General features: G+C 69.6%; 25 protein-coding genes and 1 pseudogene. 20 read left to right on the top strand and 6 right to left on the bottom strand.

What is annotated here, in order from left to right:
• Nucleotides 1-565: 565 nt before the first annotated feature.
• Both ASD21_RS15195 and ASD21_RS15190 read left to right on the top strand, forming a co-directional pair.
• Nucleotides 566-3,067: a response regulator gene (locus ASD21_RS15195; RefSeq protein WP_056442846.1), complete on the top strand. Its 2,502-nt coding sequence runs from the start codon at nt 566-568 to the stop codon at nt 3,065-3,067.
• A 736-nt stretch (nt 3,068-3,803) separates the two neighbouring features.
• Nucleotides 3,804-4,550 carry a hypothetical protein gene (locus ASD21_RS15190; RefSeq protein ID WP_056442843.1) on the top strand — a complete coding sequence of 249 codons (747 nt, stop codon included), beginning with the start codon at nt 3,804-3,806 and terminating at the stop codon, nt 4,548-4,550.
• A gap of 89 nt (nt 4,551-4,639) precedes the next feature.
• On the opposite strand, the gene pbpC is transcribed toward ASD21_RS15190, so the two are convergent.
• Nucleotides 4,640-6,790 (bottom strand): multimodular transpeptidase-transglycosylase PbpC, encoded by a 2,151-nt coding sequence (gene pbpC, locus ASD21_RS15185; RefSeq protein ID WP_056442840.1) that lies wholly within the window; start codon nt 6,788-6,790, stop codon nt 4,640-4,642.
• 68 nt (nt 6,791-6,858) lie between these two features.
• Between pbpC and ASD21_RS15180 the strand changes: the two genes are divergently transcribed.
• The 3 genes from ASD21_RS15180 (at nt 6,859) to ASD21_RS15170 (ending at nt 9,997) form a co-directional block, all read left to right on the top strand.
• The gene (locus tag ASD21_RS15180) at nt 6,859-7,344 is read left to right on the top strand and encodes a YcgN family cysteine cluster protein (protein ID WP_056442837.1); all 486 of its coding nucleotides are present in this window, start codon (nt 6,859-6,861) and stop codon (nt 7,342-7,344) included.
• A gap of 144 nt (nt 7,345-7,488) precedes the next feature.
• Nucleotides 7,489-8,172, top strand: coding sequence for a DUF3313 family protein (locus ASD21_RS15175; protein ID WP_056442834.1), 684 nt, complete (start codon nt 7,489-7,491; stop codon nt 8,170-8,172).
• 379 nt (nt 8,173-8,551) lie between these two features.
• Entirely contained in the window at nt 8,552-9,997 is a 1,446-nt protein-coding gene (locus tag ASD21_RS15170) for a dienelactone hydrolase family protein (RefSeq protein ID WP_082554792.1), read from the top strand.
• Nucleotides 9,998-10,211: 214 nt separating this feature from the next.
• Here ASD21_RS15170 and ASD21_RS15165 read toward each other — a convergent pair whose 3' ends face one another.
• Entirely contained in the window at nt 10,212-10,439 is a 228-nt protein-coding gene (locus tag ASD21_RS15165) for a DUF4287 domain-containing protein (protein ID WP_056442829.1), read from the bottom strand.
• 306 nt (nt 10,440-10,745) lie between these two features.
• Here ASD21_RS15165 and ASD21_RS15160 point away from each other — a divergent pair, with 306 nt between their 5' ends.
• From ASD21_RS15160 to ASD21_RS15150, 3 genes and pseudogenes are all read left to right on the top strand, one after another.
• Nucleotides 10,746-11,186 (top strand): DUF1801 domain-containing protein, encoded by a 441-nt coding sequence (locus tag ASD21_RS15160; protein WP_056442827.1) that lies wholly within the window; start codon nt 10,746-10,748, stop codon nt 11,184-11,186.
• 213 nt (nt 11,187-11,399) lie between these two features.
• Nucleotides 11,400-11,870 carry a hypothetical protein gene (locus tag ASD21_RS24790; protein WP_235524898.1) on the top strand — a complete coding sequence of 157 codons (471 nt, stop codon included), beginning with the start codon at nt 11,400-11,402 and terminating at the stop codon, nt 11,868-11,870.
• A pseudogene (locus ASD21_RS15150) lies at nt 11,848-13,005 on the top strand (DNA-packaging protein); the annotation flags it as partial. The gene ASD21_RS24790 and the pseudogene ASD21_RS15150, both read left to right, overlap by 23 nt.
• A gap of 92 nt (nt 13,006-13,097) precedes the next feature.
• Here the strand turns inward: ASD21_RS15150 and ASD21_RS15145 are convergent.
• The gene (locus ASD21_RS15145) at nt 13,098-13,487 is read right to left on the bottom strand and encodes an endonuclease domain-containing protein (protein ID WP_056462920.1); all 390 of its coding nucleotides are present in this window, start codon (nt 13,485-13,487) and stop codon (nt 13,098-13,100) included.
• Nucleotides 13,488-13,623: 136 nt separating this feature from the next.
• Here ASD21_RS15145 and ASD21_RS15140 point away from each other — a divergent pair, with 136 nt between their 5' ends.
• The 10 genes from ASD21_RS15140 (at nt 13,624) to ASD21_RS15095 (ending at nt 19,591) form a co-directional block, all read left to right on the top strand.
• Nucleotides 13,624-14,778: a phage portal protein gene (locus ASD21_RS15140; protein WP_056442817.1), complete on the top strand. Its 1,155-nt coding sequence runs from the start codon at nt 13,624-13,626 to the stop codon at nt 14,776-14,778.
• A gap of 160 nt (nt 14,779-14,938) precedes the next feature.
• On the top strand, nt 14,939-15,181 hold the full coding sequence (locus tag ASD21_RS15135) for a hypothetical protein (RefSeq protein WP_056442814.1): 243 nt from the start codon (nt 14,939-14,941) through the stop codon (nt 15,179-15,181).
• A 158-nt stretch (nt 15,182-15,339) separates the two neighbouring features.
• The gene (locus tag ASD21_RS15130) at nt 15,340-15,759 is read left to right on the top strand and encodes an HK97 family phage prohead protease (protein WP_056442812.1); all 420 of its coding nucleotides are present in this window, start codon (nt 15,340-15,342) and stop codon (nt 15,757-15,759) included.
• Between the two features lie 158 nt (nt 15,760-15,917).
• On the top strand, nt 15,918-17,144 hold the full coding sequence (locus tag ASD21_RS15125; RefSeq protein WP_056442810.1) for a phage major capsid protein: 1,227 nt from the start codon (nt 15,918-15,920) through the stop codon (nt 17,142-17,144).
• 152 nt (nt 17,145-17,296) lie between these two features.
• Nucleotides 17,297-17,566, top strand: coding sequence for a head-tail connector protein (locus tag ASD21_RS23990; RefSeq protein ID WP_056442807.1), 270 nt, complete (start codon nt 17,297-17,299; stop codon nt 17,564-17,566).
• Entirely contained in the window at nt 17,563-17,976 is a 414-nt protein-coding gene (locus ASD21_RS23985) for a DUF3168 domain-containing protein (RefSeq protein ID WP_156398391.1), read from the top strand. The genes ASD21_RS23990 and ASD21_RS23985 overlap by 4 nt, the downstream gene beginning before the upstream one ends.
• 15 nt (nt 17,977-17,991) lie before the next feature.
• Nucleotides 17,992-18,408: a phage major tail protein, TP901-1 family gene (locus ASD21_RS15110; protein WP_056442800.1), complete on the top strand. Its 417-nt coding sequence runs from the start codon at nt 17,992-17,994 to the stop codon at nt 18,406-18,408.
• Between the two features lie 154 nt (nt 18,409-18,562).
• Nucleotides 18,563-18,856 (top strand): GTA-gp10 family protein, encoded by a 294-nt coding sequence (locus ASD21_RS15105; protein ID WP_056442797.1) that lies wholly within the window; start codon nt 18,563-18,565, stop codon nt 18,854-18,856.
• 13 nt (nt 18,857-18,869) lie between these two features.
• Nucleotides 18,870-19,055, top strand: a complete 186-nt coding sequence (locus ASD21_RS15100; protein ID WP_056442795.1) for a phage tail assembly chaperone — start codon at nt 18,870-18,872, stop codon at nt 19,053-19,055.
• Nucleotides 19,052-19,591: a hypothetical protein gene (locus ASD21_RS15095; RefSeq protein ID WP_056442792.1), complete on the top strand. Its 540-nt coding sequence runs from the start codon at nt 19,052-19,054 to the stop codon at nt 19,589-19,591. The genes ASD21_RS15100 and ASD21_RS15095 overlap by 4 nt, the downstream gene beginning before the upstream one ends.
• A gap of 143 nt (nt 19,592-19,734) precedes the next feature.
• Here ASD21_RS15095 and ASD21_RS15090 read toward each other — a convergent pair whose 3' ends face one another.
• The 3 genes from ASD21_RS15090 to ASD21_RS15080 form a co-directional block, all read right to left on the bottom strand.
• A complete protein-coding gene (locus tag ASD21_RS15090; protein ID WP_056442789.1) occupies nt 19,735-20,028 on the bottom strand; it encodes a GIY-YIG nuclease family protein in 294 nt (97 codons plus the stop codon).
• A 65-nt stretch (nt 20,029-20,093) separates the two neighbouring features.
• Nucleotides 20,094-20,555, bottom strand: a complete 462-nt coding sequence (locus ASD21_RS15085) for a DUF805 domain-containing protein (RefSeq protein ID WP_056442786.1) — start codon at nt 20,553-20,555, stop codon at nt 20,094-20,096.
• A gap of 77 nt (nt 20,556-20,632) precedes the next feature.
• A complete protein-coding gene (locus tag ASD21_RS15080) occupies nt 20,633-21,166 on the bottom strand; it encodes a hypothetical protein (protein ID WP_056442781.1) in 534 nt (177 codons plus the stop codon).
• A 63-nt stretch (nt 21,167-21,229) separates the two neighbouring features.
• Between ASD21_RS15080 and ASD21_RS15075 the strand changes: the two genes are divergently transcribed.
• Together ASD21_RS15075 and ASD21_RS15070 are read left to right on the top strand one after the other, a co-directional pair.
• Nucleotides 21,230-21,865, top strand: a complete 636-nt coding sequence (locus ASD21_RS15075; RefSeq protein ID WP_156390801.1) for a DUF2460 domain-containing protein — start codon at nt 21,230-21,232, stop codon at nt 21,863-21,865.
• Nucleotides 21,865-22,515: a baseplate hub domain-containing protein gene (locus tag ASD21_RS15070; RefSeq protein WP_056442776.1), complete on the top strand. Its 651-nt coding sequence runs from the start codon at nt 21,865-21,867 to the stop codon at nt 22,513-22,515. Before ASD21_RS15075 ends, ASD21_RS15070 begins: the two co-directional genes overlap by 1 nt.
• Nucleotides 22,516-22,624: the final 109 nt, after the last annotated feature.

The raw sequence follows: 22,624 nt of genomic DNA, 5'->3' as shown, positions 1-22,624 counted from the left end.
TCGGTCCCTCCAGGCGCTCGGAGTCTGGTCTCGTCGACCCGCTCGTCCCGTCGCCCTGTCAGTTTCAGGTTTCCCGGATGGATCTGCGTCCCCGGTTGCCTTTGGGATAGGAGCCGCCAAAGACGCCCGTCAATCGTCGACGCCACTATGTAATCAATATGTCTAGGACCTGTCACATCCAAGCAACTGCCGATACCGAAATGCGGCGACAATGGGTCTTTTAGGTGTCAGCGGTGCAATGTGATGTAGATAGAACGCCGATATCCAAGCTTGACTGCAAATATAAGGGTTCCTTGATCTATATGATCTGAAATGAATCCTTACAGTCCTGTAACTATTATAACGTTGCTCATCGAAAGTCGATATTCCGAGATCGATTATCGATATGTGCAAGCGCACAAAGCGAGGCCCGCGGGCGAGCCCGGGCGCGCCCCCGGAAGCCTCGAGCGCCCGTCTGGCGCGGGGCGACCGTTCGTCGCAGCGGGCCCCGGTTAAGCTCTTGGCCACCCCCTTCGCGGCAAAAGGCTTGGTTCGGTCGGGGGATGTCGTGGGACCTGAAGCAGACTTGTCGGAATCGAGCCTGAAAGAGGGCGTCGTCGCCGCTTCGCGCGAGGGCGTTGACAGCGATGTCTGGTCGCCGTCCGTCCGGCGTCGCCGGTCGTGGACCCGCAACGGGGCGGAGCTGTGCCTGATCGCGCTGTTCGCCCTGACCGCCGCGATCATCGGATTCCAGCACCAGCTGTTCGACCGCGAGATCGTGGTGGCCGACGCCACCGCGGCCAATTACGGCTACAGCGGCTATGCCGACCAGGTGATCGGCGGCAGCTCCAGCTTCAAGGCTTCCGACAAGCCGCTGGCCTGGTCCTGCGACCTGAAGCCCGGGGCCTCGGTCTCGCTGTTCTGCGGCTACGAGGTGGTGCTCGACGGCAACGGCGCCCTGCGGGGCCTGGACCTGCGCACGCTGGACACGATCACCCTGACGATCGACTACGACGGGCCGGCCACCGCCCTGCGGTTCTATCTGAAGAACCAGGACGGCCGGTACAGCAAGATCGGCGACCGTTCGACCGCCAAGATCAACAAGGTCGAGTTCTCGGTCCACAAGGGCCGCCAGACCGTGACCCTCAGTCCCCGCGACTTCAGCGTCGCCGAATGGTGGCTGTCGGGAAAGAACTTCGCGCCCGAGCTGGCCCGCCCCCAGTTCGACGACATCGTGGCGATGGAGGTGTCCACCGCCACGGTCGCGCCCCCGGGACGCTACGACATGAGGATCCAGTCGCTGGTCCTGCGCCGCTCCAGCGTCGCGCCCGCCACCCTGTACCTGATCATCCTGGCCTCGTGGGCGGTGCTGATCGGCCTCTACATGGCCGTGCGGGTCGAGCGCGCGCGCAAGGACACCCGCGACAAGGAACGGGCCCAGGCGCAGGCGCGCGCGGCCCTGGCCGAGGCCAAGGCGGTCGCCGAGCGGGCCAGCGAGGCCAAGTCCGACTTCCTGGCCCATATGAGCCACGAGCTGCGCACGCCGCTGAACGCGGTGCTGGGCTACGCCCAGCTGCTGGAGCGCCGGAACCTGGCCAAGGCGGACCTGAGCGCGGTCCGGACCATCCATCGCAGCGGCGAGCACCTGCTGTCGCTGATCACCGACCTGCTGGACCTGTCCAAGATCGAGGCGGGGCGCATGGAGCTGCGCGCCGCGCCCGTGCGGCTGCGCCAGGCGGTCGCCGCGGTCGCCGAGATGATCCAGGTGCGGGCCGAGGAAAAGGGTCTGACGTTCGAATGCCTGGTCGCCGACGACGCGCCCGAGGCCGTCCTGGCCGACGACAAGCGCCTGCGCCAGATCCTGCTCAACCTGCTCGGCAACGCCGTCAAGTTCACCAGCGAGGGGCGGGTGTCGCTGCGCGTGGCGATGCTGGACCACGACGCGGCCGCCGCGACCCTGCGCTTCGAAGTGCAGGACAGCGGCCCGGGCATCGCCGAGGACGAGCTCGAGCGGATCTTCCAGCCGTTCGAGCAGGTCGGCGAGATCCAGCGTCGCGAAGCCGGCGCCGGGCTGGGCCTGGCCATCAGCCGGCAGCTGGCCGGGCTGATGGGCGCGACGATCCAGGTTCAGAGCCGCCTGGGCCAAGGCGCCTGTTTCTGGTTCGAGGTCCGCCTGCCCCTGGCCCAGGCGCTGGACGCGGACGGGGCCCCGGCCCTGGCCGACATCCGCGGCTACGCCGGCGCGCGCCGCCGCCTGCTGGTGGTCGACGACAACCCCGACAACCGCGACCTGCTGCGCGACCTGCTGCTGCCCCTGGGCTTTACGATCGAGACCGCCGGCGACGGCCGCGAGGCGGTGCGGGTCGCCCAGGCCGTGCGGCCCGACCTGATTCTGATGGACCTGAAGATGCCGGTGATGGACGGCCATGAGGCCACCCGGCTGATGCGGCTGATCGAACCGCTGAAGGACGCGCCGATCATCGCCGTGTCGGCCAACAACGCCGAGGAGGCCCGGGCCAGCGCCCGGCTGGCGGGGGCCGACGACTTCGTCGCCAAGCCCATCGACAACGGCGAGCTGCTGTGCGCCATCGGCCGGGCTCTGGACCTGCGATGGGTCGTCGCCGACGCGCCCGAAGCCCAGGCCGAAGTCGAGGCCGAAGCCGGGCCCGCCGCCGGTCCCGCGCGCCGCCTGCGGATCCTGGCGGCCGAGGACAACCCCGCCAACAAGGCGCTGCTGCGCGCCATGCTGCAGGGGCTGGACGTCGAGCTGAGGCTGGCCGCCGACGGGGCCGAGGCGGTCGAGGCCTGGGCGGCCGACGAGTTCGACCTGGTGCTGATGGACGTGCGGATGCCGGGCATGAACGGCGTCGAGGCCGCCCGGGCCATCCGCCTGGACGAGGCCCGGACCGGCCGCCGGCGCACCCCGATCGTCGCCCTGTCGGGCGACGCGTCGGCGCACCACCAGGTCGAATACGAGGCCGCGGGCATGGACGCCTGCCTGGCCAAGCCGATCGACCTGCGCCAGCTCTATGCGCTGATCGAGGCGGTGGCGGATGAGGCCTCGGCGGAGCTTGAGCCGGTCGGCTGATGGGGGGCGGGGAGCGCAGTCTCCCGAGCCTGCCGAGATTCCCGCCACAAGGACGGATGTTCGCCGTGACAGACAATGCCCTGCCAGGCCAATCTGAAGGTCCGCCTGCGGCCAGGGGGCTGATGGTGAATTTCGCCCCTTAGGCGAACCAAAGGTTGGATGGCGCCGGTCTAGGTTGATCGCGCGAGGCTGGCGGGTCAGTATCGGCATCCTGGGGGATATGGATGCCGCTATCGCTAACCGAGATATTTGAGGCCCCAAAGCTCCTGTCCGCCGTCCCAAAGTGGGCGCGGAATGGGCGGGAATTAGTACTCTTCGCTCCACTGGAAATCGCTGGGGTTACACAAGAGGGTCTCTATCTGCGGTCCTCTGGCCGGGTGCTGCGCCCAGACGCAGCCATTGTCATGCAGCTCGAAGTAAAGCGGCCGGGCAAGCGCAGCGGCGGGCAGCTAGAGCGAGTATGCTGGGCAACTACACCGCACCAAAATCCAATGAAGGGTCCGGTGGAGTTGCAAGGTCTTGAGATACCGCACAGTCACTACCACGACTTTTACCTAAATGTTGGTGCAAGTGGTGATGAGATGCGGAAGGGAAACTTGAGAATTGCTCGGCCTATTGATCCAGAGCCGCATAATTTTAGCGAGCTACTTGACTTTTGCGCAGGAAGATTTAATATTCAAAACCTTAACATTCTTCCCATTCCTCCGTGGGAATCCGACCTTTTTGGAGAAACGACGTGATCGACAACGCGCTTCTCATGGAACAAAACATCTCCCGCATCGTGGGGGGACTTGTGCAGTACCGACCAACTCAGGGTGGCTGGGATGTGCAGACGCCCCTGCTGTACCCAAGTGGCGCCTTCGCGTCAGTTGGCATTGCTGGTGAAGGCGAAACCTTCTCCGTTTCCGATCTAGGTTCTGGCTTCCGCGAAGCTTACGCTGGCGATGTCGGCAACTCGTTCGGTCGCGCGGCTAATGAACTCTCCGAAGAGTTCGGAGTGATCTACGAAAAACGGCACCTTTTCATACCCCGCGTTGCCATGGGGCAGCTAGGGGCAGCTGTACGGCTAGTGGCAAACTGCTCCCAGGCTTCGGTCATTCTCGCCATAGAGCGGGCCAACGAGCGGAAGGTAGCCGAGCGATCCGACCGACTGTACGCCCGCCTCAAAAAGATCTTCCCGAACACCGCTAAACACGCACAGATAACGGGAGCATCTTCGACCGAGTGGACGGTCGATGCCCTGGTGCAGCGCGGCGATCACCTCGCCGTTTTCGACGCCGTGACCACCCACGCCAACTCCGTCGCATCTACGTCGATGAAGTTTCACGATCTGGCGCTTCGCGAAGACGCGCCGACACGGGCGGCGTCAGTTGAAAGCAAGCGCAGCATGGGAACGCTCCTAGCTGTTCTCTCGCAGGCTGCGAATGTGATCGAGGACGCCGCGCCGGATCAGCAATATCGCCAGCTCGCCGAGGCCGCTTGATGTTGCAAGTGTCAGAGGCGCGCCTCCGGCAGTCCTGAGCGGGAACGGCGGAAATTGAAAACCGTCCGTATGCTGAACGTCTGCATACCCTAGTACGGCAGCTGCTCCGGCGCCCCGCCCGTCGTCGTCGCCGCCCCCTCCGGCGTCGCCGCCGGCTCCAGCTCCGAGGCCGAGCGGGCGAACTCGGCGCCCAGGGTCTCGTAGAAGCCGTTGCGCGGATCGGGCGTCGACAGGGGCTCGGGATCGGGCAGCAACCAGGGGAAGTCGCGCACCGCCAGCCCCTCGTGGGCCGCCAGCATGTAGCGCCGCCAGATGCTGGCCGGGATGTCGCCCCCGACCACCCGGTTCATCGGCCGGTTGTCGTCATTGCCCACCCAGACCCCGGTCACATAGTCGGGCGTGAAGCCCACGAACCAGGCGTCGCGCCAGTTCTGGCTGGTGCCGGTCTTGCCCGCCGCCGGCCGGCCAAACGCCGCCCGCTTGGCGGTGCCGACCTCGACCACCTTCATCATCATCTTGACCATCATGCTGGCCTTGCTGATGTCGTAGACGCTGGGCGGCGCGGCCGGGGCGGTGTGGGTGAAGATCGGCTCGCCGCCCTGGGTGGCGATGCTCTCGATCACATAGGGCTGCACGCGGGCGCCGCCCTGCTGGAACACCTGGAAGCCCGAGGTCAGCTGCAGCAGGTTCACCTCATAGGCCCCCAGCGCCACCGACAGGTCGGGATTGGAGGGCAGGCTCGTTATTCCAAAACGCCGGGCCAGGTCGCCGATCGCCGGGCCGCCGGCCTCCTGGGCCAGCTTGACGGCGACGGTGTTGATCGAATTGACCAGGGCGTCCTGCACGGTCATCGGGCCGCGATAGCCGCCGGCGTAGTTCTCGGGCTTCCAGTCGCCGAACTGCACCGGCCCGTCGACGCGGATGTCGCTGGGCAGCACGCCCTTCTCCAGGGCGGCGGCGTAGACGAACGGCTTGAAGGTCGAGCCCGGCTGGCGGCGGGCCTGGACGGCGCGGTTGAACGGGCTTTCGATATAGTCGGTCCCGCCGACCATGGCCCGCACGGCCCCGTCGGCCGACAGCGACAGCAGGGCCGCCTGGCGGGCCCCGGCGCCCTCGCCGCCGATGGCGATGGCCTGGCGGACGGTCTCGACGCCCACATGCTGCAGGCGCGGGTCGATGGTCAGGCGCACAACCAGGTCCGGGGCGTTCTGGCCGGCGATGCGCACAGCCTCGCTGGTGGCGTAGTCCAGCACCCAGCCGTAGTCGCCCTCGTCCTGGATGGCCAGGGGCGACAGGCGCGGGGTGTTGTCCAGGGCCTGGCTCTCCTGCTCGGCGGTGATCCAGCCTTCCTTGCGCATGCTGGTCAGGATCAGGCGCGAGCGGGCCAGGGCGCGGCTCATGTCGCGGGTCAGGGCCATGCGCGAGGGCGCCTTGGGCAGGCTGGCCAGCAGGGCGGCCTCGGACAGGGTCAGCTGGCTGGCCGGCTTGTTGAAATAGGTCTGGGACGCGCCGTCGACGCCATAGGTGCCGGCCCCGAAATAGACCCGGTTCAGATACAGCTCCAGGATCTCGTCCTTGGTCAGCACCCGCTCCAGCTTCCAGGCCAGGTACATCTCCTGCACCTTGCGCTTGGTGATCCGGTCGGGGGTCAGGAACAGGCCCTTGGCCAGCTGCTGGGTCAGGGTCGAGGCACCCTGCACGGTGCGGCCGGCCTTGCGGTTGACGTTCAGCGCCCGGACGATGCCGTACAGGTCGATGGGGCCGTGCTTGTAGAACCGCCGGTCCTCGGCCGCCAGGAAGGCCTGGGGCACGTAGTTGGGCACCGTTCCCAGGGTGATGCGCCGGCCGTAGCGCGGACCGCGGGTGGCGATCACCTGGCCGTTGCGGTCCTCGAACCGAATGCCGGGCGCGCGGTTGACCGCGAACAGCGCCTCGCGCGACGGCAGGGGCGGGGCGTCGCGCAGGTACTTCCACCAGACATAGCCGGCGCCCGAGGCGGCGGTCAGCAGGGCCAGCAGGACGACGACGGCCAGGGTCCACCAGATCCACCGGCCGCGCTTGGCCTTGGCGTGCTTGAGGTCGGCGCGGAAGGGCTCTTCCGGCGGGCGCCGCCCAGGGGGAGGCGGGGGCGGTTCGGACGGCGGCGGCGGCGGCGCCGAGGCGAATTCCGCGGGCCGCGCGGGCTGTTGGCCCTTGGGCCCATCGTCGAAGCGATAGGGCGGCAGCGTCCAGTCGTTCAAGTCGGCCCCCCGGTCACTTTGGTCCCATCCCGTTTGAAGAGAGGGCGAATAGGGTTTAGGACGCCGGGATGATGGCGCGCAAACCTTTCTGGGAGACGAAGTCCCTAAATCAGATGACCGTCCCCGAGTGGGAGAGTCTATGCGACGGCTGCGGCCTTTGCTGCCTGGTTCGCTTCGAAGACGAAGACACCGGCGAGATCATCCCCACGCGGGTGCATTGCCAGCTGTTCGACGAGCACCGCTGCACCTGCAAGGACTATCCCAACCGCCGCAAGACCGTGCCCGACTGCATCAAGCTGACGCCGCACAACATCGAGACCCTGGAGTGGATGCCGCCCTCCTGCGCCTATCGCCGGCTGCACGAGGGCAAGAGCCTGCCGCTGTGGCATCCGCTGATCACCGGCGATCCGGAGAGCACCCACAAGGCCGGGATCTCGGTGCGCGACCAGACGGTGTCGGAGCTGTCGTTCAGCGATCCTGAAGATGCGCTGGACTTCGTGGCCACCGACCTGATGTACGACAAGAGCGACGTGATCTACGACCCCGAGGACTGAGCCTTGAAACCCTCTTCCATGGGGAGAGGGTTTCAAGGGCGAGCCCGGCCGCCATGCTGAACCGAGCCAATTCCGGGTTTCCACCGATTTACACCTTAAGGTCACGGCCGGATCGTCCCGGCGGAGCAGATCCGGAGCCCGACCATGGACAGACGCCATTTCGCCGCCCTGGCCCTCACCAGCCTCGCGATGACCGCCGCCGCCCGGCCCGCCCTGGCGGCCAAGCCGGGGGCCGAGTGGGACGGGCTGGTCAAGGTCAAGGCCAAGCGGTTCGACAAGGTCTATCTGCGGCCCGGCGCCGACTTTCGCGGCTACACCAAGGTGATCCTCGACCCGACCGAGATCGCGTTCGAGAAGAACTGGCGGCGCGACTACAACAATAACCAGAGGTCGACCTCGCTGGAGGTCACCGACCGGGACATCCAGCGCATGATCGAGGAGGGCCGCAAGTCCGCCGCCGAGATCCTGCAGAAGGCCTATACGGCGGGCGGCTATCCGGTGGTGACCGAGCCGGCGTCCGACGTTCTGCGGGTGCGCACCTCCCTGATCGACATCATCGTCCGCGCGCCGGACGTCATGGGCCCGGCGAACGTGCGCACCTACAGCCGCGACGCCGGCGAGATCACCCTGGTGGTGGAGGCGCGGGACTCGCTGACCGGATCCCTGCTGGGCCGGGTGGTCGACGACCGCACGATCGACGACTTCACGATGGAATGGCGCAACCGGGTCACCAACCGCATGGACTTCGACCGGCAGGTCGAGTCCTGGGCCAAGAACAGCGTCAAGGGCCTGAACAAGCTGAAGACCCTGTCGCCGATCGCGGGGTAGGGCGGTCGCATTCAGCACTTTGAACGGCTCGGCCCGTCTCCGAGCCATCCCTTTGATCCGTCATTCCCGCCCTGAAATGACGGGATCCACCGCGACCGACAATGTCCGCCGCCGGCGCTGAGCGCGGACATGCTGATCGTTGTTCGGGGTGGAAAAAGGCAAGCACCCGGCGCGCCTGCTGGCGATACGGGCGCCTGGGTCTCACAGCTTCACATTACAGAAGCTTTAGTTGGCGCCGTTCGGGAACGCGGCCATGGCTGCCCCGCCCGAGGGGAAAGACATGCGCGTATTGTTTTTGTTGCTGGTGCTTCTTGCCGCACCGTCCGTTGGCCTCGCAGACTCTAACTTTACCCGCGCGAACCCGCCCGGCCCGCACGCGGTGGGACTGAAGGTCGTCGAGCAATACGATTTCTCCCGCGCCTATCGGGGGCTCACCGACGTCGCCACGGGCAAGGTGGTCACCGGAGAGCGAGCGCGGCCGATCCAGACCTTTGTCTGGTACCCTGCGGCAAAGACCGCCGAGCCGACTATGACCGTCGCCGACTATCTCAAGATCGGCGCCAGCGACGACGATTTCGAACACACGCCCGCCGAGCGCGCGGCCCTGGAGGCCGCGTTCGCCCGGCAACGGACCGGCGCCCTGTCGCCGCAGCGCGCTAAGGCCGAGCTGGCCGCGCCGATGCAGGCCCATCGTGACGCCGCCGCCGTATCAGGCAAGTTCCCGGTCGTGATCTACGCTCCTAGCTTCAGCGCCTGGGCGTTCGAGAACGCCGACCTGTGCGAATACCTGGCCAGCCAGGGCTATGTGGTCATCGCGAGCCCCAGCCTGGGTCAGGCTCAGCGCGACATGACAACCGACCTGGAGGGCGTCGAGACCCAGGCGGGCGACATCGAATTCCTGATTGGCTACGCCCATGGCCTGCCCCAGGCCGACACCAACCGCCTGGCCGTGATCGGCTATAGCTGGGGCGGCCTGGCCAATGTCCTGGCCGCGGCCAAGGATAGCCGCATCGACGCCCTGGTCGCCCTGGATGGCTCGGTCCGGTACTGGCCCCAGTTGCTCAAGCAGGCCGCCTACGCCACCCAGGCCCGCGCCACCGCACCGCTGCTCTTTGTCGCCGCCCGGCCGCGTGAGATCGAGGAGCTGTCAGAGGGCCGCAACGAAGTGACCAGCCCGCTCAACCACATGAAATATGCCGATGTCTACCGCGTCACGCTGGCCCCCATGGTGCATGAGAACTTCTCGGTGATGTTCGGCCAACGCCTGCTGGGCGACAGCCGTTACGACGAGTACGACAAGGACGAGCTGTCGACCGCAACCGCTTGGATGGAGACCTATGTCCGCCGGTTCCTGGACGCCTATCTGAAAGGCGACGCGGCCAGCCGGGCGTTCCTGGACCTGCCGGCCGCCAAGAGCGGCGCGCCCGCCCACCTGCTGACCACCCGCGTGACCCACAGCCAGGGCGCGCCGCCCACCCGCGCGGCTTTCGCCGCCGAACTGGCCCGCCAGGGCTTCGGCAAGACGTCGAGCGTCTACCAGGACTTCAAAGCCCGGGAGCCGGACTTCATGCTCTCCGATGACGAGCTGGTGAGTTGGGGCTACCAGCGCATGGGCGACGGCGACATCGGCGCGGCGGTCGCCCTGCTTCGGCTGGACACCGAGATCCACGCGGACAGCTGGAACGCCTTCGACAGCCTGGGCGAGGCCTACGCCAAGAACGGCGACAAGGCCCTGGCGATCGCCGCCTACCGCCAGTCGCTGGTGCTGAACCCGAAGAACACCAACGGGGTCGAGCAATTGAGAGCGCTCGGGGTGCAGCCCTAGGGGCGCAAAAGGCCCACGGCGCGACGTCCGCGACGGGTCCCGTCCCGCCATCTGCAGCGGAGCCCGATCCGGACCTTCAGATCGCGGCCGCGAGCAATTGTCGGTCTCGGGTGACGCACGCCCTTGTGCCGGGAACCCCTCTGTCCGCCGCAAGTGCGGGAATGACGGTTAGAAGGGGAGGGTTTGGAGCAGCTCAAGGCTCCGATCTAGACCCTCAATCCCCCGGCCCCCGCTTGCCCGACAGTAGGGCGTAGATCGCCATGGCGTGCCCGTGGCCCAGGCCCAGCTGGCCCTTGCCCCAGGCCACGACCTGGCCGGCCTTCACGTCCGGCTTGAGCGCGCCGCCCTCCGACAGCCCGGCCGCGTCGGCCGCCGCCTTCAGGGCCGGGGCGTCGAGGCCGGTCTTGGCCTGGATGGTGTCGAGATAGGCTTGGAAGGACATCGGGCGGCTCCGTGGGGTGGCTGTTGATCCTAGGACGGGCGGGAAGCGCGCTGGCCGACAGGGGGCGGTGTTTTTTTCCCGCCCCTCGCCCCCGTCGTCGCCGGTTCGCGCCAGCGGACGGGCCTCGCCGAGGCGCTTTCGTGAGACGTCTGTCGAAGGCCATCGCGGGTCGCCGGCGCCGCCGAAGGTCGAAGAAAGTCAGCGGACCGTGTCGGTTTCAGACAGGTTCGATCGTCGTCCCGATGAGAGGCTGGCGCTCGCGGTCCGAGTTTCGGCCTGGCGAAAACGGAAACGGAGACCCTCGCCATGAGCGTGCGCGAGCAGATCGAGGGCTATATTGGCGATCAGTCTCCAGCCAAGCGCGAGGAATTGCGGGATCTGCACCGGCGCATCCTGGCGATTTCGCCCGACGCCAAGCTCTGGTTCCTGGATGGCCGGAACGACGCCGGCAAGGTCGTTTCCAATCCGAATATCGGCTACGGCTCGGAGAGGCTCAGCTACGCCGCCGGGGAGCCCCGGGCGTTCTACAAGATCGGCCTGAGCGCCAACACGTCCGGACTGTCGGTCTACGTCATGGGTCTGAAGGACAAGACCTACCTGTCCAGGACCTATGGGGCGCGGCTCGGGAAGGCCAAGGTCACCGGCTATTGCATCAGCTTCAGGTCCGTAAAGGACCTGGACCTCGGCGTGCTCGAGGAGCTCGTCGCCGACGCCCTGGGGCCGGGGCCGGCGGGCGCGTCGTCCTAGGACGGACCTTTCGAACCTCAGTGGCGGGTCGACGGCGGTCGCGACCCCTCAAATTCCCGCCGCGACAGCGCCCCTGACGGGGATCCAGCCTCGTCGATCCTCGGCGCTTGGCGAACGAACGCCAGCGAAATCAACGTCCTAAACTTTCTCGACCTAAGTTATCAGCGGCGCTCGCTGCTCCCGTATCTTTGTGCCATGGCCGGGAGAAGCGAGATGACCTCGGAAGACCTGCTGCGAGACAGCGACGTCCTCATGGTGGAGATGCACGTCGCGAACGTGAAAGAGATCTACGACACGACGTCCCTGCGCACCCAAATCGAGCAAACCAAACTGCTGGCCGCCGTCGGCCTGACCGCGGCTCGGATGCACGCGATCCTGGCCATGAAGCGTCGGGCGCAGGCCGACATCGCGGCCAACGCCAAGGCGATCAAGGCCTCCACGATGAAGGCCAGGGCCGCCAACGAGAACGACGCCGCCAAGCAAGAGGAGCAGGAAATGGATGACGACACTCGTCGCACCCCCGAACGGATGGCGCAGCTTCACGCCGATATACGACAGCGACTGGAGGCTGCTCGAGTCGCCCGAGAATCTAAGCAACTGGCTGGACGAGGCGCCGGAGCGACGGATCGCGCGCTGCCGCGCGGCGTGGAAGCCGAGGGCGGCGCACCAGCTCCCGTCGGATGAGCCCTGGAGCACCTGGTTGTTCCTGGGCGGTCGCGGGGCCGGCAAGACCTTCGCGGGCGCGTCCTGGATCAAGGAGCAATCCCGGCATGTCGGCAGCCTGGCCCTGGTCGGCCCCACCTTTCACGACGTGCGCGAGGTGATGATCGAGGGCCCTTCGGGCCTCAAGAGCCTCTACCCGCCGGGCGAACGTCCGACTTGGCGCGCCAGCCGGCGACGTCTGGAATTTCGCAACGGCGCCGTCGCCCAGGCCTTCTCGGCCGAGGACCCGGACTCCCTGCGCGGCCCGCAGTTCCACGCCGCCTGGGCCGACGAGTTCTGCGCCTGGCCCAAGCCCGCCGAGACCCTGGCCATGCTGCGGTTCGGCCTGCGCCTGGGGACCGACCCGCGCCTGGTGGTGACCACCACGCCCCGGCCGATCCGCGCCCTGCGAAACCTGATCGCCGAGCCCGGCACGGTCGACACCCGCGCCCCGACCTCGGCCAACGCCGACCACCTGGCGCCGGCCTTCCTGTCGACCCTGCGGAGCCTCTACGGCGGCACCCGCCTGGCCGCCCAGGAGCTGGACGGGCTGATCGTCGAGGGCGAGGGCGGGCTGTTCCGCGCCCAGGACCTGGCCCGCTGCCGGGGCGCGCCGCCGGCCGCCTTCGAGCGCGTGGTCGTGGCCGTCGACCCGCCGGCCACGGCGGGCGGCGACGCCTGCGGCATCGTGGTCTGCGGGCGCTTCGACGGCCGGGCCTTCGTGCTCGAGGACCGCACCGCCAAGGGCCTGTCGCCCAACGGCTGGGCCCGCCGCGCGGTCGAGGCCGCCGTCCGCTGGTCGGCCGACGCCCTGGTGGCCGAGGCCAACCAGGGCGGCGACATGGTCCGCTCGGTCCTTGCCCAGGCCGCCCCGCCCTGCGCGGTCAAGCTGGTCAAGGCGTCCGTGGGCAAGCGCGCCCGCGCCGAGCCGGTGGCGGCCCTGTACGAACAGGGCCGCGTGATCCACTGCGGGGCCTTTCCGGCCCTGGAGGAGGAGCTGATGGCCCTGGGGTCGGGGGACCTGGACCACAGCCCGGACCGGGCCGACGCCTTGGTCTGGGCGGTGAGCGAGCTGATGCTGGGGGTGGGGCGCAGGCCGCGGTTGAGCGTGTTGTAACGCACTGACTTGCCCCCTACGGACCGCTTCGCGGTCGTCTTCCCCCATTGGGGGAAGAAGGTTCGCCGGCGCTGACGCGCTTCCTCCGCCCCCTATGGGGGCGGACAGGCGGCGAAGCCGCCAGGTGGGGGCAAGTGAGTGAGCTGCTCACGTATCGCGAGGACCGCGCTGTCGACCGAATCCAGCACCCAGCTCGCTGGAATCCGCAGCGTCATGATCCCTTGCCGCGCCAACCATCGGTCCCGCGCGGCGTCCTTCTCCGAACGGTCTTCGGTGTAGTGTTCCGCGCCATCGACTTCCACCGCCAACCGGTGCGCCGGACAGAAGAAGTCCAGCACATAGGGCCCAATCGGGTGCTGCCGACGGAACTTCAAACCGTCCAGCTGCCCACGCCGGATGGCGTTCCATAGCTTCAGCTCCGGCAGGGTCATCTCTTTGCGCAGCCGCCTGGCGTTGACGACCGTCGGTCGTGGCGCGGTCATGTGGCTCACCCCCTTGCCCCCACCTGACGGCTGCGCCGTCTGTCCGCCCCCATAGGGGGCGGAGGATGGCGCGCCGCCGGTCCAGGCAACCCTAACATGTTCCCTTTTCGTTCTCAACCTCCGCGAGGCGTCCGACATGCCCCTGTTCAAACCCCGCCGTCCGCCCCCCATGGCGCCGGAGGCCAAGGACTCCCGGGCCGCGCGCCTGATCGCCCTGACCACGGCGGGCCGTCCGCGCTGGACGCCGCGCGACTACGCGGCCCTGGCGTCCGAGGGCTTCGGCAAGAACCCGATCGCCTATCGCTGCGTGCGGATGATCGCCGAGGCCGCCGCCGCCGTGCCGCTCACGGTCTTCGTCGGCGGCCGGCGGGCCGACGACCATCCGCTGCGCAAGCTGCTCCAGGCCCCCAATCCCGAGCAAGGCGGGGCCGACCTGATGGAAGCGTTCTTCGGGCACCTGCAGGTGGCGGGGAACGGCTATCTGGAGGCTTCGGGCGACGACGCCCCGACCGAGCTCTACGCCCTGCGGCCCGACCGGATGACCGTGGTGCCCGGTCCGCGCGGCTGGCCCCTGGCCTACGACTACCAGGCCGCCGGCCGCACCGCCCGGATCGGCCGCGACGGGTCCGGCTGGCTGCCGGTGCTGCACCTGCGGCTGTTCAACCCGACCGACGATCATTACGGCTTCTCGCCGCTCGAGGCGGCGGCCTTCGCGATCGACGTGCACAACGCCTCGGGGGCCTGGAACAAGGCCCTGCTCGACAATTCGGCCCGGCCGTCCGGGGCCCTGGTCTACGCAAACCGTGAAGCGGGCGACCGGCTGTCGGCGGAGCAGTTCGAGCGGCTGAAGGCCGAGCTGTCCGACGCCCACGCCGGCACGGCCAACGCCGGACGGCCGCTGCTGCTGGAGGGCGGGCTGGACTGGCGGCCGATGTCGCTGAGCCCCGCCGACATGGACTTCATCGCCGGCAAGTCCGCCGCCGCCCGCGAGATCGCCCTGGCCTTCGGGGTGCCGCCCCAGCTGCTGGGCGTGCCGGGCGACGCGACCTACGCCAACTACCGCGAGGCCAACGGGGCGTTCTGGCGCCACACCGTCGTGCCCCTGGCCGAGCGGGCGGCGCGGGCCCTGTCGGTGTGGCTGGAGCCCAAGTTCCCCGGCGCCCGCATCGCCTGCGACCTGGACGCCGTGCCGGCGCTTTCCGCCGAGCGCGACGCGCTGTGGGCGCGGCTGGAGGGGGCGAGCTTCCTGACCGACGCCGAGCGGCGGCGGCTGGCGGGGTTGGAGGGGTAGCTCACCCCCTTGCCCCCACCTGACCGCTACGCGGTCTGTCCGCCCCCATAGGGGGCGGAGGACGCCCCCAGCCGCCGCACGGCGTCCTCTTCCCCCTCTGGGGGAAGACGGCCGCGAAGCGGCCCGTAGGGGGCAAGTGTTCACCGCCCGGGAGACACCCATGACCTCACCCCACCGCTGGCGGCTCGACCGCCAGGTCTCCGTCGGCCTGCTGGTCGCCGTGGCCCTGCAGGCCGCGACCGCCCTGCTGTGGGCCGGCCGGGCGTCGGCCCGCATCGACGACCTGCGCCAGCGTCTCGACGCCCAGGCTCCGGTCGCCGAGCGCCTGGCCCGCCTGGAGGCCCAGGCCGACGCCACCCGCGCCTCGCTGGCCCGGATCGAGAGCAAGCTGGACGCGCAGTAGCGCACGGACTTGCCCCCACCTGACGGCTTCGCCGTCTGTCCGCCCCCATAGGGGGCGGAGGACGCTCCAGCCGCCGCACGGCGCCCTCTTCCCCCTGTGGGGGAAGACGACCGCGAAGCGGTCCGTAGGGGGCAAGTGTTCACCGCACAGGAGCCCTCATGAAAGACCTGGAGATCGAAGGCCACGCCTCCCTCTTCTGGACCCGCGACCTCAACGACGACGTCGCCGCCGCCGGCGCCTTCGCCGCCAGCCTGGCCCGCACCGGTCCGGGCGGCGTGAAGATGCTGCACCAGCACGACGACGCCGAGCCCGTCGGCGTCTGGGACGAGATGGCCGAGGACGCGGCGGGCCTGTTCGTCCGTGGACGGATATTGCGAACCACGCCACGCGGCCGCCTCGTCGCCGCCCTGGTCGAGGCCGGGGCGCTGGACGGCCTGTCCATCGGCTTCCGCGCCGTGAAGGCCCGCCCCGACGACACCGGGCGCCTGCGCGTGCTGACCGCGGTCGAGCTGTGGGAGGTGTCGATCGTGACGTTCCCGATGCTGCCGGGCGCGCGGCTCAAGCGCGTCGACGGCTGATCACCAAGTCCCTCCCCCCGTGGGGGAGGCGGCCCGGAGGGCCGGTGGGGGGAGCAGACCCACCTCGGCCAACTCCCCCCAACCGTCGCCCTTCGGGCGACACCTCCCCCACGGGGGGAGGGCCTTTCCTGACGACTTCCCAAAAACCGGAGATTCCCATGAAGGAAACCAAACAGGCCGCGGCCTCGCCGGAGGCCCGCGCCGCGCTGCACGAAGTGCTGGCGGCGTTCGAAGGCTTCAAGGCCGCCAACGATCAGCGCCTGGCGGCGCTGGAGACCAAGCGCGCCGACGTGCTGCTGGAGGAGAAGGTCGCGCGCATCGACGACGCGGTCGCCAACGCCCAGGCGCGGCTGGACCGCGTGCTGGCCGACGCGCGTCGGCCCACGATCGGCGGGGAAGGCCGGCTGGTCGTTCCCGACGAGCGCAAGGCCGCCTTCGACCGCTACATCAAGACCGGCGAGACCCCCGCGCTTCTGCTCGAAGCCAAGGGCCTGTCCGAGGGCGTGGCCACGGCCGGCGGCTATGTGGCCCCGGCCGAGCTGGAGCGGCAGATCCTGCGCCGCCTGGCCGCGTCCTCGCCCATGCGCGACATCTGCCAGGTGCGCACCATCGGCGCGGGCACGTTCCGCAAGCCGGTCTCGACCGCCGGCCTGGCCGCCAGCTGGGTGGCCGAGACCGCCTCGCGTCCGGAGACCACGGCGCCGACCCTGGACGTGATCGACTTCCCGGCCGGCGAGCTCTACGCCAGCCCGGCCGCCACCCAGGCCCTGCTCGACGACGCCTATGTCGACATCGACGAGTGGCTGGCCGAGGAGGTGCAGGACGCCTTCGCCGCCCAGGAGACGGCGGCCTTCGTCGCCGGCGACGGGGTCAACAAGCCCAAGGGCCTGCTGGCCTACACCGCCGCCGCCGACGCCTCGGCGACCTGGGGCCAGGTCGGCTACCTGGCCACCGGCGTGGCCGGCGCCTGGCCGGCCTCGAACCCGACCGACAAGCTGATCGACCTGATCTACGCGGCCAAGACCCAGTACCGCCAGAACGGCCGCTTCGTGATGAACCGCCGCACGGTCAGCGCGGTGCGCAAGTTCAAGGACGCCCAGGGCAACTACATCTGGAACGCGGCCCTGCAGCCGGGCCAGTCGGCCAGCCTGCTGGGCTATCCGGTGACCGAGATCGAGGCCATGCCCGACGTCGCGGCCAACGCCATGGCCATCGCGTTCGGCGATTTCGAGAAAGGCTATCTGATCGTCGACCGCGCCGGGGTGCGAGTGCTGCGCGACCCCTATTCGGCCAAGCCCCACGTGCTGTTCTACACCACCAAGCGGGTCGGCGGCGGGGTGCAGAACTTCGACGCGATCAAGCTGCTGAAGTTCGCGGTGTCGTAGCCGCGGCGACGCCCTAAAACTCCCCCCTCCGTCGACTTCGCCGACACCTCCCCCACAGGGGGAGGACCTCGCGATCAGTTCCTCCCCCTGTGGGGGAGGCGGTCCGAAGGACCAGAGGGGGGAGTCTCTTCCTTCCTTTCAGGACCCCCCACATGCCCCTCTCCACCACCCTGGCCGAGGCCAAGGGTTTCCTGCGCGTGGCCGACGCCGCCGAGGACGCCCTGGTGACTCTGCTGATCGACGCGGCCGAGGCGCGGGTCGCCGCCGCCGCCGGCCTGGCGCTCACCCAGGCCAGCCCCGCGCCGCTGCGGCTGGCGGTGCTGGTCCTGGTCGCCCACGCCTACGAGCATCGCGACGGCTCCGAACCGCCGCCCGGCCTGGTCGAGGCCTGGCTGGCTCCGTACCGCGAGGCCCGGCTGTGAGCGGGGCCGACGCGGCCGTCACCGCCGCCCTGGTCGAGGCCCTGAAGGCCGCGCCCGCCGTCTCCGCCCTGGTCGCCGCCCGCGTCCACGCCGACGCCCCGCGCCATCCGGTCTATCCGTGCGTCAGCCTGGGCCGCCAGGAGGGCCGGCCGTTCGGGTCCGACGGCGACCTTGGGGCGGACGGGCTGGAGCACCTGCTGACGCTCACCTGCGCCAGCAAGTTCGGCGGGCCCGAGGAGGCCCGCGCCGTCACCGCCGCCGTCCGCGCCGCCGTGCACAACGCGGCCTTGAGCGTCGCGGGCCGTCGCCTGGTCACCCTGCGCGTCACCTATGCCGACGTCTTCCGCGCCGCCGACCGCGAGCTGTCGCTCGGGGTGCTGCGGGTGCGGGCGGTGACCGAAGCCCTCTAACGAAAGGACATCCCCATGGCCGCCCAAGCCGGCAAAGACATCCTGCTGAAGATCAGCGACGGCGCGCCGACGCCGGCGTTCACCACCGTGGCCGGCCTGCGGACCCGGACGATCAGCCTCAACGCCCAGACCATCGACGCCACCGACGGCGACAGCGCCGGCCGCTGGCGCGAGCTGCTGGCCGGATCGGGCGTGCGCTCGGTCGCCGTGTCCGGCTCCGGCGTGTTCCGCGACGCGGCCTCCGACGCGGCGGTGCGCGACAGCTTCTTCGCCCAGACCGCCCGGACCTGGCGGCTGGTGATCCCCGACTTCGTGCAGCTGGAGGGGCCGTTCCTGGTGGCGGCCCTGGAATATGCCGGCGATCACGACGGCGAGGCGGCGTTCGCCCTGTCCCTGGCCTCGGCCGGGGCGGTGACGTTCACGGCGATCTGATCTTCTCCTCCCCCGTGCAACGGGGGAGGGGGACCACGAAGTGGTGGAGGGGGCGCGGCCGTGCGCATGGCCGCGGCGGACGCCCCTCCGTCGCGATGTGTATCCGCATCGCGCCACCTCCCCCGCGATGCGGGGGAGGAGAAGGAGCTCAACCATGCCCACTATTCCCAACCCCGCCCGAGGCGAGGTCGTCGTCCCGCTGGCCGGAACGCCCCGCCGGCTGTGCCTGACCCTGGGCGCCCTGGCCCGCATCGAGGCGGCGCTGGATCTCGACGACTGGAGCGCTCTGCCCGAGCGTTTCGGCCGGCTGTCGGCCACCGAACTGCTGGCGGTGCTCGCGGCCCTGCTGGAAGGCGGCGGCGAGGATCCCGAGGTGCTGGACACAGCCCCGGTCTCGATCCCGGAAGCCGTCGCGGCGGTGGCCGCCGCCCTCTCTGCCTGTGCTTAGGGGCGGCTTGCGCATGAAGGCTCATTGGCGCGCGGCCCTGCGCCTGGCGGCCCTGGGCCTGGGCATCCCGCCCGAGGCCTTCTGGCGGCTGCCCCTGGCCGAGTGGCGGGCTTTGACCGAGGCCCCGGCCGCGTCGGTCCTCAACCGCGCGGCGCTTGACGCCCTGATCGCCCGCTTTCCCGATGAGGAGATCCGATGAGCGACTTTGAAGCGAACGGCCTCGACGCCGTCCCCGCCCGCGCGACCGAGGCCGCCGCCGCCCTGGCCGCCCTGCGCGCGCCGGCCGAGCAGGCGGCCCGGGCCATCGACGAGGCCTTCGCCAAGGCGGGGACGGGCCTGGCCCGCTCGCTGGCCCACGCGGCCGCCGACGGCAAGGTCAGCCTGGCCGAGCTGGCGCGGGCGGTGATCGACGCGGTCTCGGCGGGTTCCGGCGAAGGCGGGAGCGGCCTGGCCCAGGCCCTGGTCAACGCGGTTGGCTCGCGGTTTTCAGGCGCGAGGGCCGACGGCGGCCCGGTCGCGGCCGGCGGCGCCTATCTGGTCGGCGAGCGCGGCCCCGAACTGTTCCGCCCGGCCGGGGCCGGCGCGGTCGAGCCGCTGAGCGGCCTTGGGGCCGGCGGCGGGGTCAATGTCACGATCAACGTCCAGGGCGGCGACGCCGCGAGCCTGGCCCGCTCCGACGCCCAACTGGCCCAGGCCCTGGCGCGGGCGGTGAGCCTGGGGGCGAGGGGGCTGTGAAAATCGAACCGCTCATCCCGGCGAATGCCGGGACCCAGATCCCATGGCGGAGAGACTGACTGGAAGTGCTCGGCGCGTTTGGCGTCAACCACACCGCTATTCCATCTGGGTCCCGGCATTCGCCGGGATGAGCGGATCTATATTCAGGCGTTGGGGTTCAAATCGTGGAACAAGTCTCGCCACGTCGGATTGTCGGCTTCGATCAACATCAGCTTCCAGGATCGCCGCCATTCCTTGATCCGCCGCTCGCGCCGAAACGCGCCCTCGCGGGTCTCGAAGACCTCGTACCAGACCAGGACCGTGCAGCCATACTTCGCCGTGAAGCCGTCGCGAAGATACCCGCGATGCTCTTCGATGCGACGCATCAGATCATCGGTGGACCCGATGTAGAGCGTGCCGTTCCGCCCGCTTGCGACGATGTAGGTGTAGAAGGCCATGCAGCATTTCCCCACCGCCTGGACGATGGGGAAAGCTTAGAAATCAACGTTTCAGCGTTTCACGCTCAGACCATCACCGGCGTCAGCAGCGGCGGTTCGCCGTAGCGGTTCTCGCCCGGCTGGCCTTCGGCGATCCCCACCCACAGGGTGAAGCCGATCATCGTCACGAAGGCGACGACGATGCTGACCAGCAGGACGCCGACGCCGGCCAGGGCGGCGATCTCGGGGTCGTGGTTGGTGACCGCGGCCATGACCGCGCCGACGCCGATCCAGAGGGCCGAGCCGATCACCAGCATCGGGCCCAGCGCCAAGGCCGGCGCCTGCCACCAGCCGCTGCGGCCCATGTCGTGCAGGCGCTTGGTGCACAGGCACACCCAGGCGAACAGCGCGACCAGCCCCAGGGCGTGGCCGATCACCGGGATCCACCCGGCCACCACCTGGACGCCCAGCAGCATCAGCCAGCCGATCCAGAACGCCTGGCGGCCGATGCGGCCCTCGGCGGAGAAGAACAGCGATTTCCAGTTCATTTCCAGCTCCCAATCTTGAGGCGAGATTAGGGCCGGCGCGCTCGCGGTTGAAGTGAATTGCACGTCATGACGCGGGTTTAACCTGGAGAAAGCCGCCAGGATCGGGCGGGGCCGGACGCCGGGGACGAGCGCAACGCGCCGAGCCAGGTCGTGAAGACGAGTCCCAGGACGGCCGTGACCATCGCATCGGCCGCGAGCGGCGCGATGATCGCCATCCCTTCGGGGAACAGGTCGTACACCCAGAACCCGACCAGGACGTGGACCAGCAGGCTGGCCAGGCCGAGGACGATCAGCGCGTGAGGGCGTTTTCCGGCGTCGCGCGCCCGCTTCAGCATCAGGCAGGCCGTGGCGTAGAGGCGAGCGGCGACCAGAAAGACGCCCGCTATGAGCGGGACATCCGGCGGGGCGGCGTGACGGAGGTGACCGGCGACGTCGCTGAGGACCCAGGCCTCTCCGACCGCGGGAAGCGCCGCCCAGGCCACGTCCATGTCGACGACGGTCAGCCCGACAACGACCGCCAGGCTGACGATCGTCAGCTGGATCAGGCCGCTCCAGAACGCGCGCCGATCGATGGCGCCGCGCGGATCGAACAACAGGGACAGCAGGCTCATCGGCGGGCTCCTCCAGGCATTCAATTCCTATAAGTGAACACTCACTTACATTCAAGAGGCTAAATCATGACCGCGTTCCACGAGACGCGCCTGCCCGCGCGCCTGGCCTTCGGCTGCACCGGCGGGGTCGAGCGACGGACCCAGGTGACGACCCTGGCTTCGGGCTTCGAGCGGCGGTCCAGCCCTTGGGCCCAAGGCCGACGTCGCTATCTGATCGGCACGGCGACACGGCCGCTGGACGACGCGGCCGAGCTGGTGGCGTTCTTCGAGGCGCGGCGCGGGCGGTTGCACGGCTTCCGGTTCCGCGACCCGGCCGACTGCAAGTCGTGCGCGCCCTCGGGGACCCCGGCCGCCACGGACCAGGCGATCGGAACCGGCGACGGGGTCCGCGAGACCTTCGCCCTGGCCAAGACCTATGGGAGTGACGAGACGGCGGCGGTGCGGCCGATCGCCAAGCCCGTGGCCGGAACGGTCAAGGTCGCGGTGGCCGGCGTCGCCCTGGCGGCCGGGGCCTTCGCGGTCGACACGGCCACGGGCCTGGTGACCCTGACGAGCGCCCCGGCGGCCGGAGCGGCGATCACCGCCGGCTTCGAGTTCGACGTGCCGGTGCGCTTCGACGGCGACCGCATCGACGTCACCCTGGAAAGCTTCAACGCCGCCCGGGTCGGGGCCGTGGCCCTGATCGAGGTGCGGGTCTGATGCGCGCGCTCCCCGCCGAACTGGCCGACCGCCTCGAAAGCGGCGCGGCCGGCCTCTGCCACGCCTGGATCCTGACCCGGGCCGACGGGATGGTGCTGGGCTTCACCGACCACGACCGCGACCTGGTCGTCGAGGGCGTTGCCTGCCGGGCCGCCAGCGGCTGGACCGCCGGGGCGGCCGAGACGGCGGCCGGCTTCTCGCCCGGCCTGGCCGCGGCGGTCGGCGGTTTCGACGACGCGGCGCTGTCGGAAGCCGACCTGGCGGCCGGGCTCTATGACGGAGCGCGGGTCGAATGCCGGGTGGCCGACGCGTCGGCGCCCGGCCTGTCGGTGTTGCTGTGGACGGCCAGCGTCGCGTCCGCCAAGGCCGAGGGCGGGGGCTTCACCCTGGCCCTGGAAGGCCCGCTGGCGGCGCTGGACCGCGTGGCGGGGCGGACGTTCGGCCGGTCCTGCGACGCGGCGTTCGGCGACTTGCGGTGCGGGGTGGATGTCGGGGCCTTTCCGGGGGCGACCTGCGACAAGCGCTGGGCCACGTGCCGGGAGGTGTTCGGCAATGGGCTGAACTTCCGGGGTTTCCCGACGGCGCCGGGCGAGGATTTCCTGACGCTGTATCCCAGTGATGGGGAGCGGAATGACGGCGGGCGGCGGTGAGGGGACCACTTGCCCCCACCTGGCGGCTGCGCCGCCTGTCCGCCCCCGCAGGGGGCGGAGGGCGGCGTGCGCGGCCCCTCTTCCCCCTCTGGGGGAAGACGACCGCGAA

It is taken from the genome of Caulobacter sp. Root1455 (genome assembly GCF_001426905.1).
GTDB lineage: Bacteria > Pseudomonadota > Alphaproteobacteria > Caulobacterales > Caulobacteraceae > Caulobacter.
The sequence above is the reverse complement of the archived record's forward strand: the minus strand, read 5'-3'. Positions and strand labels throughout refer to the sequence as shown.

Bases quoted from the DNA above. Each gene is read 5' to 3' on its own strand.
- ASD21_RS15180 (WP_056442837.1), top strand. From the start codon at position 6,859: ATGATGGCGCGCAAACCTTTCTGGGAGACGAAGTCCCTAAATCAGATG.
- ASD21_RS15175 (WP_056442834.1), top strand. From the start codon at position 7,489: ATGGACAGACGCCATTTCGCCGCCCTGGCCCTCACCAGCCTCGCGATG.
- ASD21_RS15165 (WP_056442829.1), bottom strand. From the start codon at position 10,439: ATGTCCTTCCAAGCCTATCTCGACACCATCCAGGCCAAGACCGGCCTC.
- ASD21_RS15160 (WP_056442827.1), top strand. From the start codon at position 10,746: ATGAGCGTGCGCGAGCAGATCGAGGGCTATATTGGCGATCAGTCTCCA.
- ASD21_RS24790 (WP_235524898.1), top strand. From the start codon at position 11,400: ATGACCTCGGAAGACCTGCTGCGAGACAGCGACGTCCTCATGGTGGAG.
- ASD21_RS15145 (WP_056462920.1), bottom strand. From the start codon at position 13,487: ATGACCGCGCCACGACCGACGGTCGTCAACGCCAGGCGGCTGCGCAAA.
- ASD21_RS15140 (WP_056442817.1), top strand. From the start codon at position 13,624: ATGCCCCTGTTCAAACCCCGCCGTCCGCCCCCCATGGCGCCGGAGGCC.
- ASD21_RS15135 (WP_056442814.1), top strand. From the start codon at position 14,939: ATGACCTCACCCCACCGCTGGCGGCTCGACCGCCAGGTCTCCGTCGGC.
- ASD21_RS15130 (WP_056442812.1), top strand. From the start codon at position 15,340: ATGAAAGACCTGGAGATCGAAGGCCACGCCTCCCTCTTCTGGACCCGC.
- ASD21_RS15125 (WP_056442810.1), top strand. From the start codon at position 15,918: ATGAAGGAAACCAAACAGGCCGCGGCCTCGCCGGAGGCCCGCGCCGCG.
- ASD21_RS23990 (WP_056442807.1), top strand. From the start codon at position 17,297: ATGCCCCTCTCCACCACCCTGGCCGAGGCCAAGGGTTTCCTGCGCGTG.
- ASD21_RS15110 (WP_056442800.1), top strand. From the start codon at position 17,992: ATGGCCGCCCAAGCCGGCAAAGACATCCTGCTGAAGATCAGCGACGGC.
- ASD21_RS15105 (WP_056442797.1), top strand. From the start codon at position 18,563: ATGCCCACTATTCCCAACCCCGCCCGAGGCGAGGTCGTCGTCCCGCTG.
- ASD21_RS15100 (WP_056442795.1), top strand. From the start codon at position 18,870: ATGAAGGCTCATTGGCGCGCGGCCCTGCGCCTGGCGGCCCTGGGCCTG.
- ASD21_RS15095 (WP_056442792.1), top strand. From the start codon at position 19,052: ATGAGCGACTTTGAAGCGAACGGCCTCGACGCCGTCCCCGCCCGCGCG.
- ASD21_RS15090 (WP_056442789.1), bottom strand. From the start codon at position 20,028: ATGGCCTTCTACACCTACATCGTCGCAAGCGGGCGGAACGGCACGCTC.
- ASD21_RS15085 (WP_056442786.1), bottom strand. From the start codon at position 20,555: ATGAACTGGAAATCGCTGTTCTTCTCCGCCGAGGGCCGCATCGGCCGC.
- ASD21_RS15080 (WP_056442781.1), bottom strand. From the start codon at position 21,166: ATGAGCCTGCTGTCCCTGTTGTTCGATCCGCGCGGCGCCATCGATCGG.
- ASD21_RS15070 (WP_056442776.1), top strand. From the start codon at position 21,865: ATGCGCGCGCTCCCCGCCGAACTGGCCGACCGCCTCGAAAGCGGCGCG.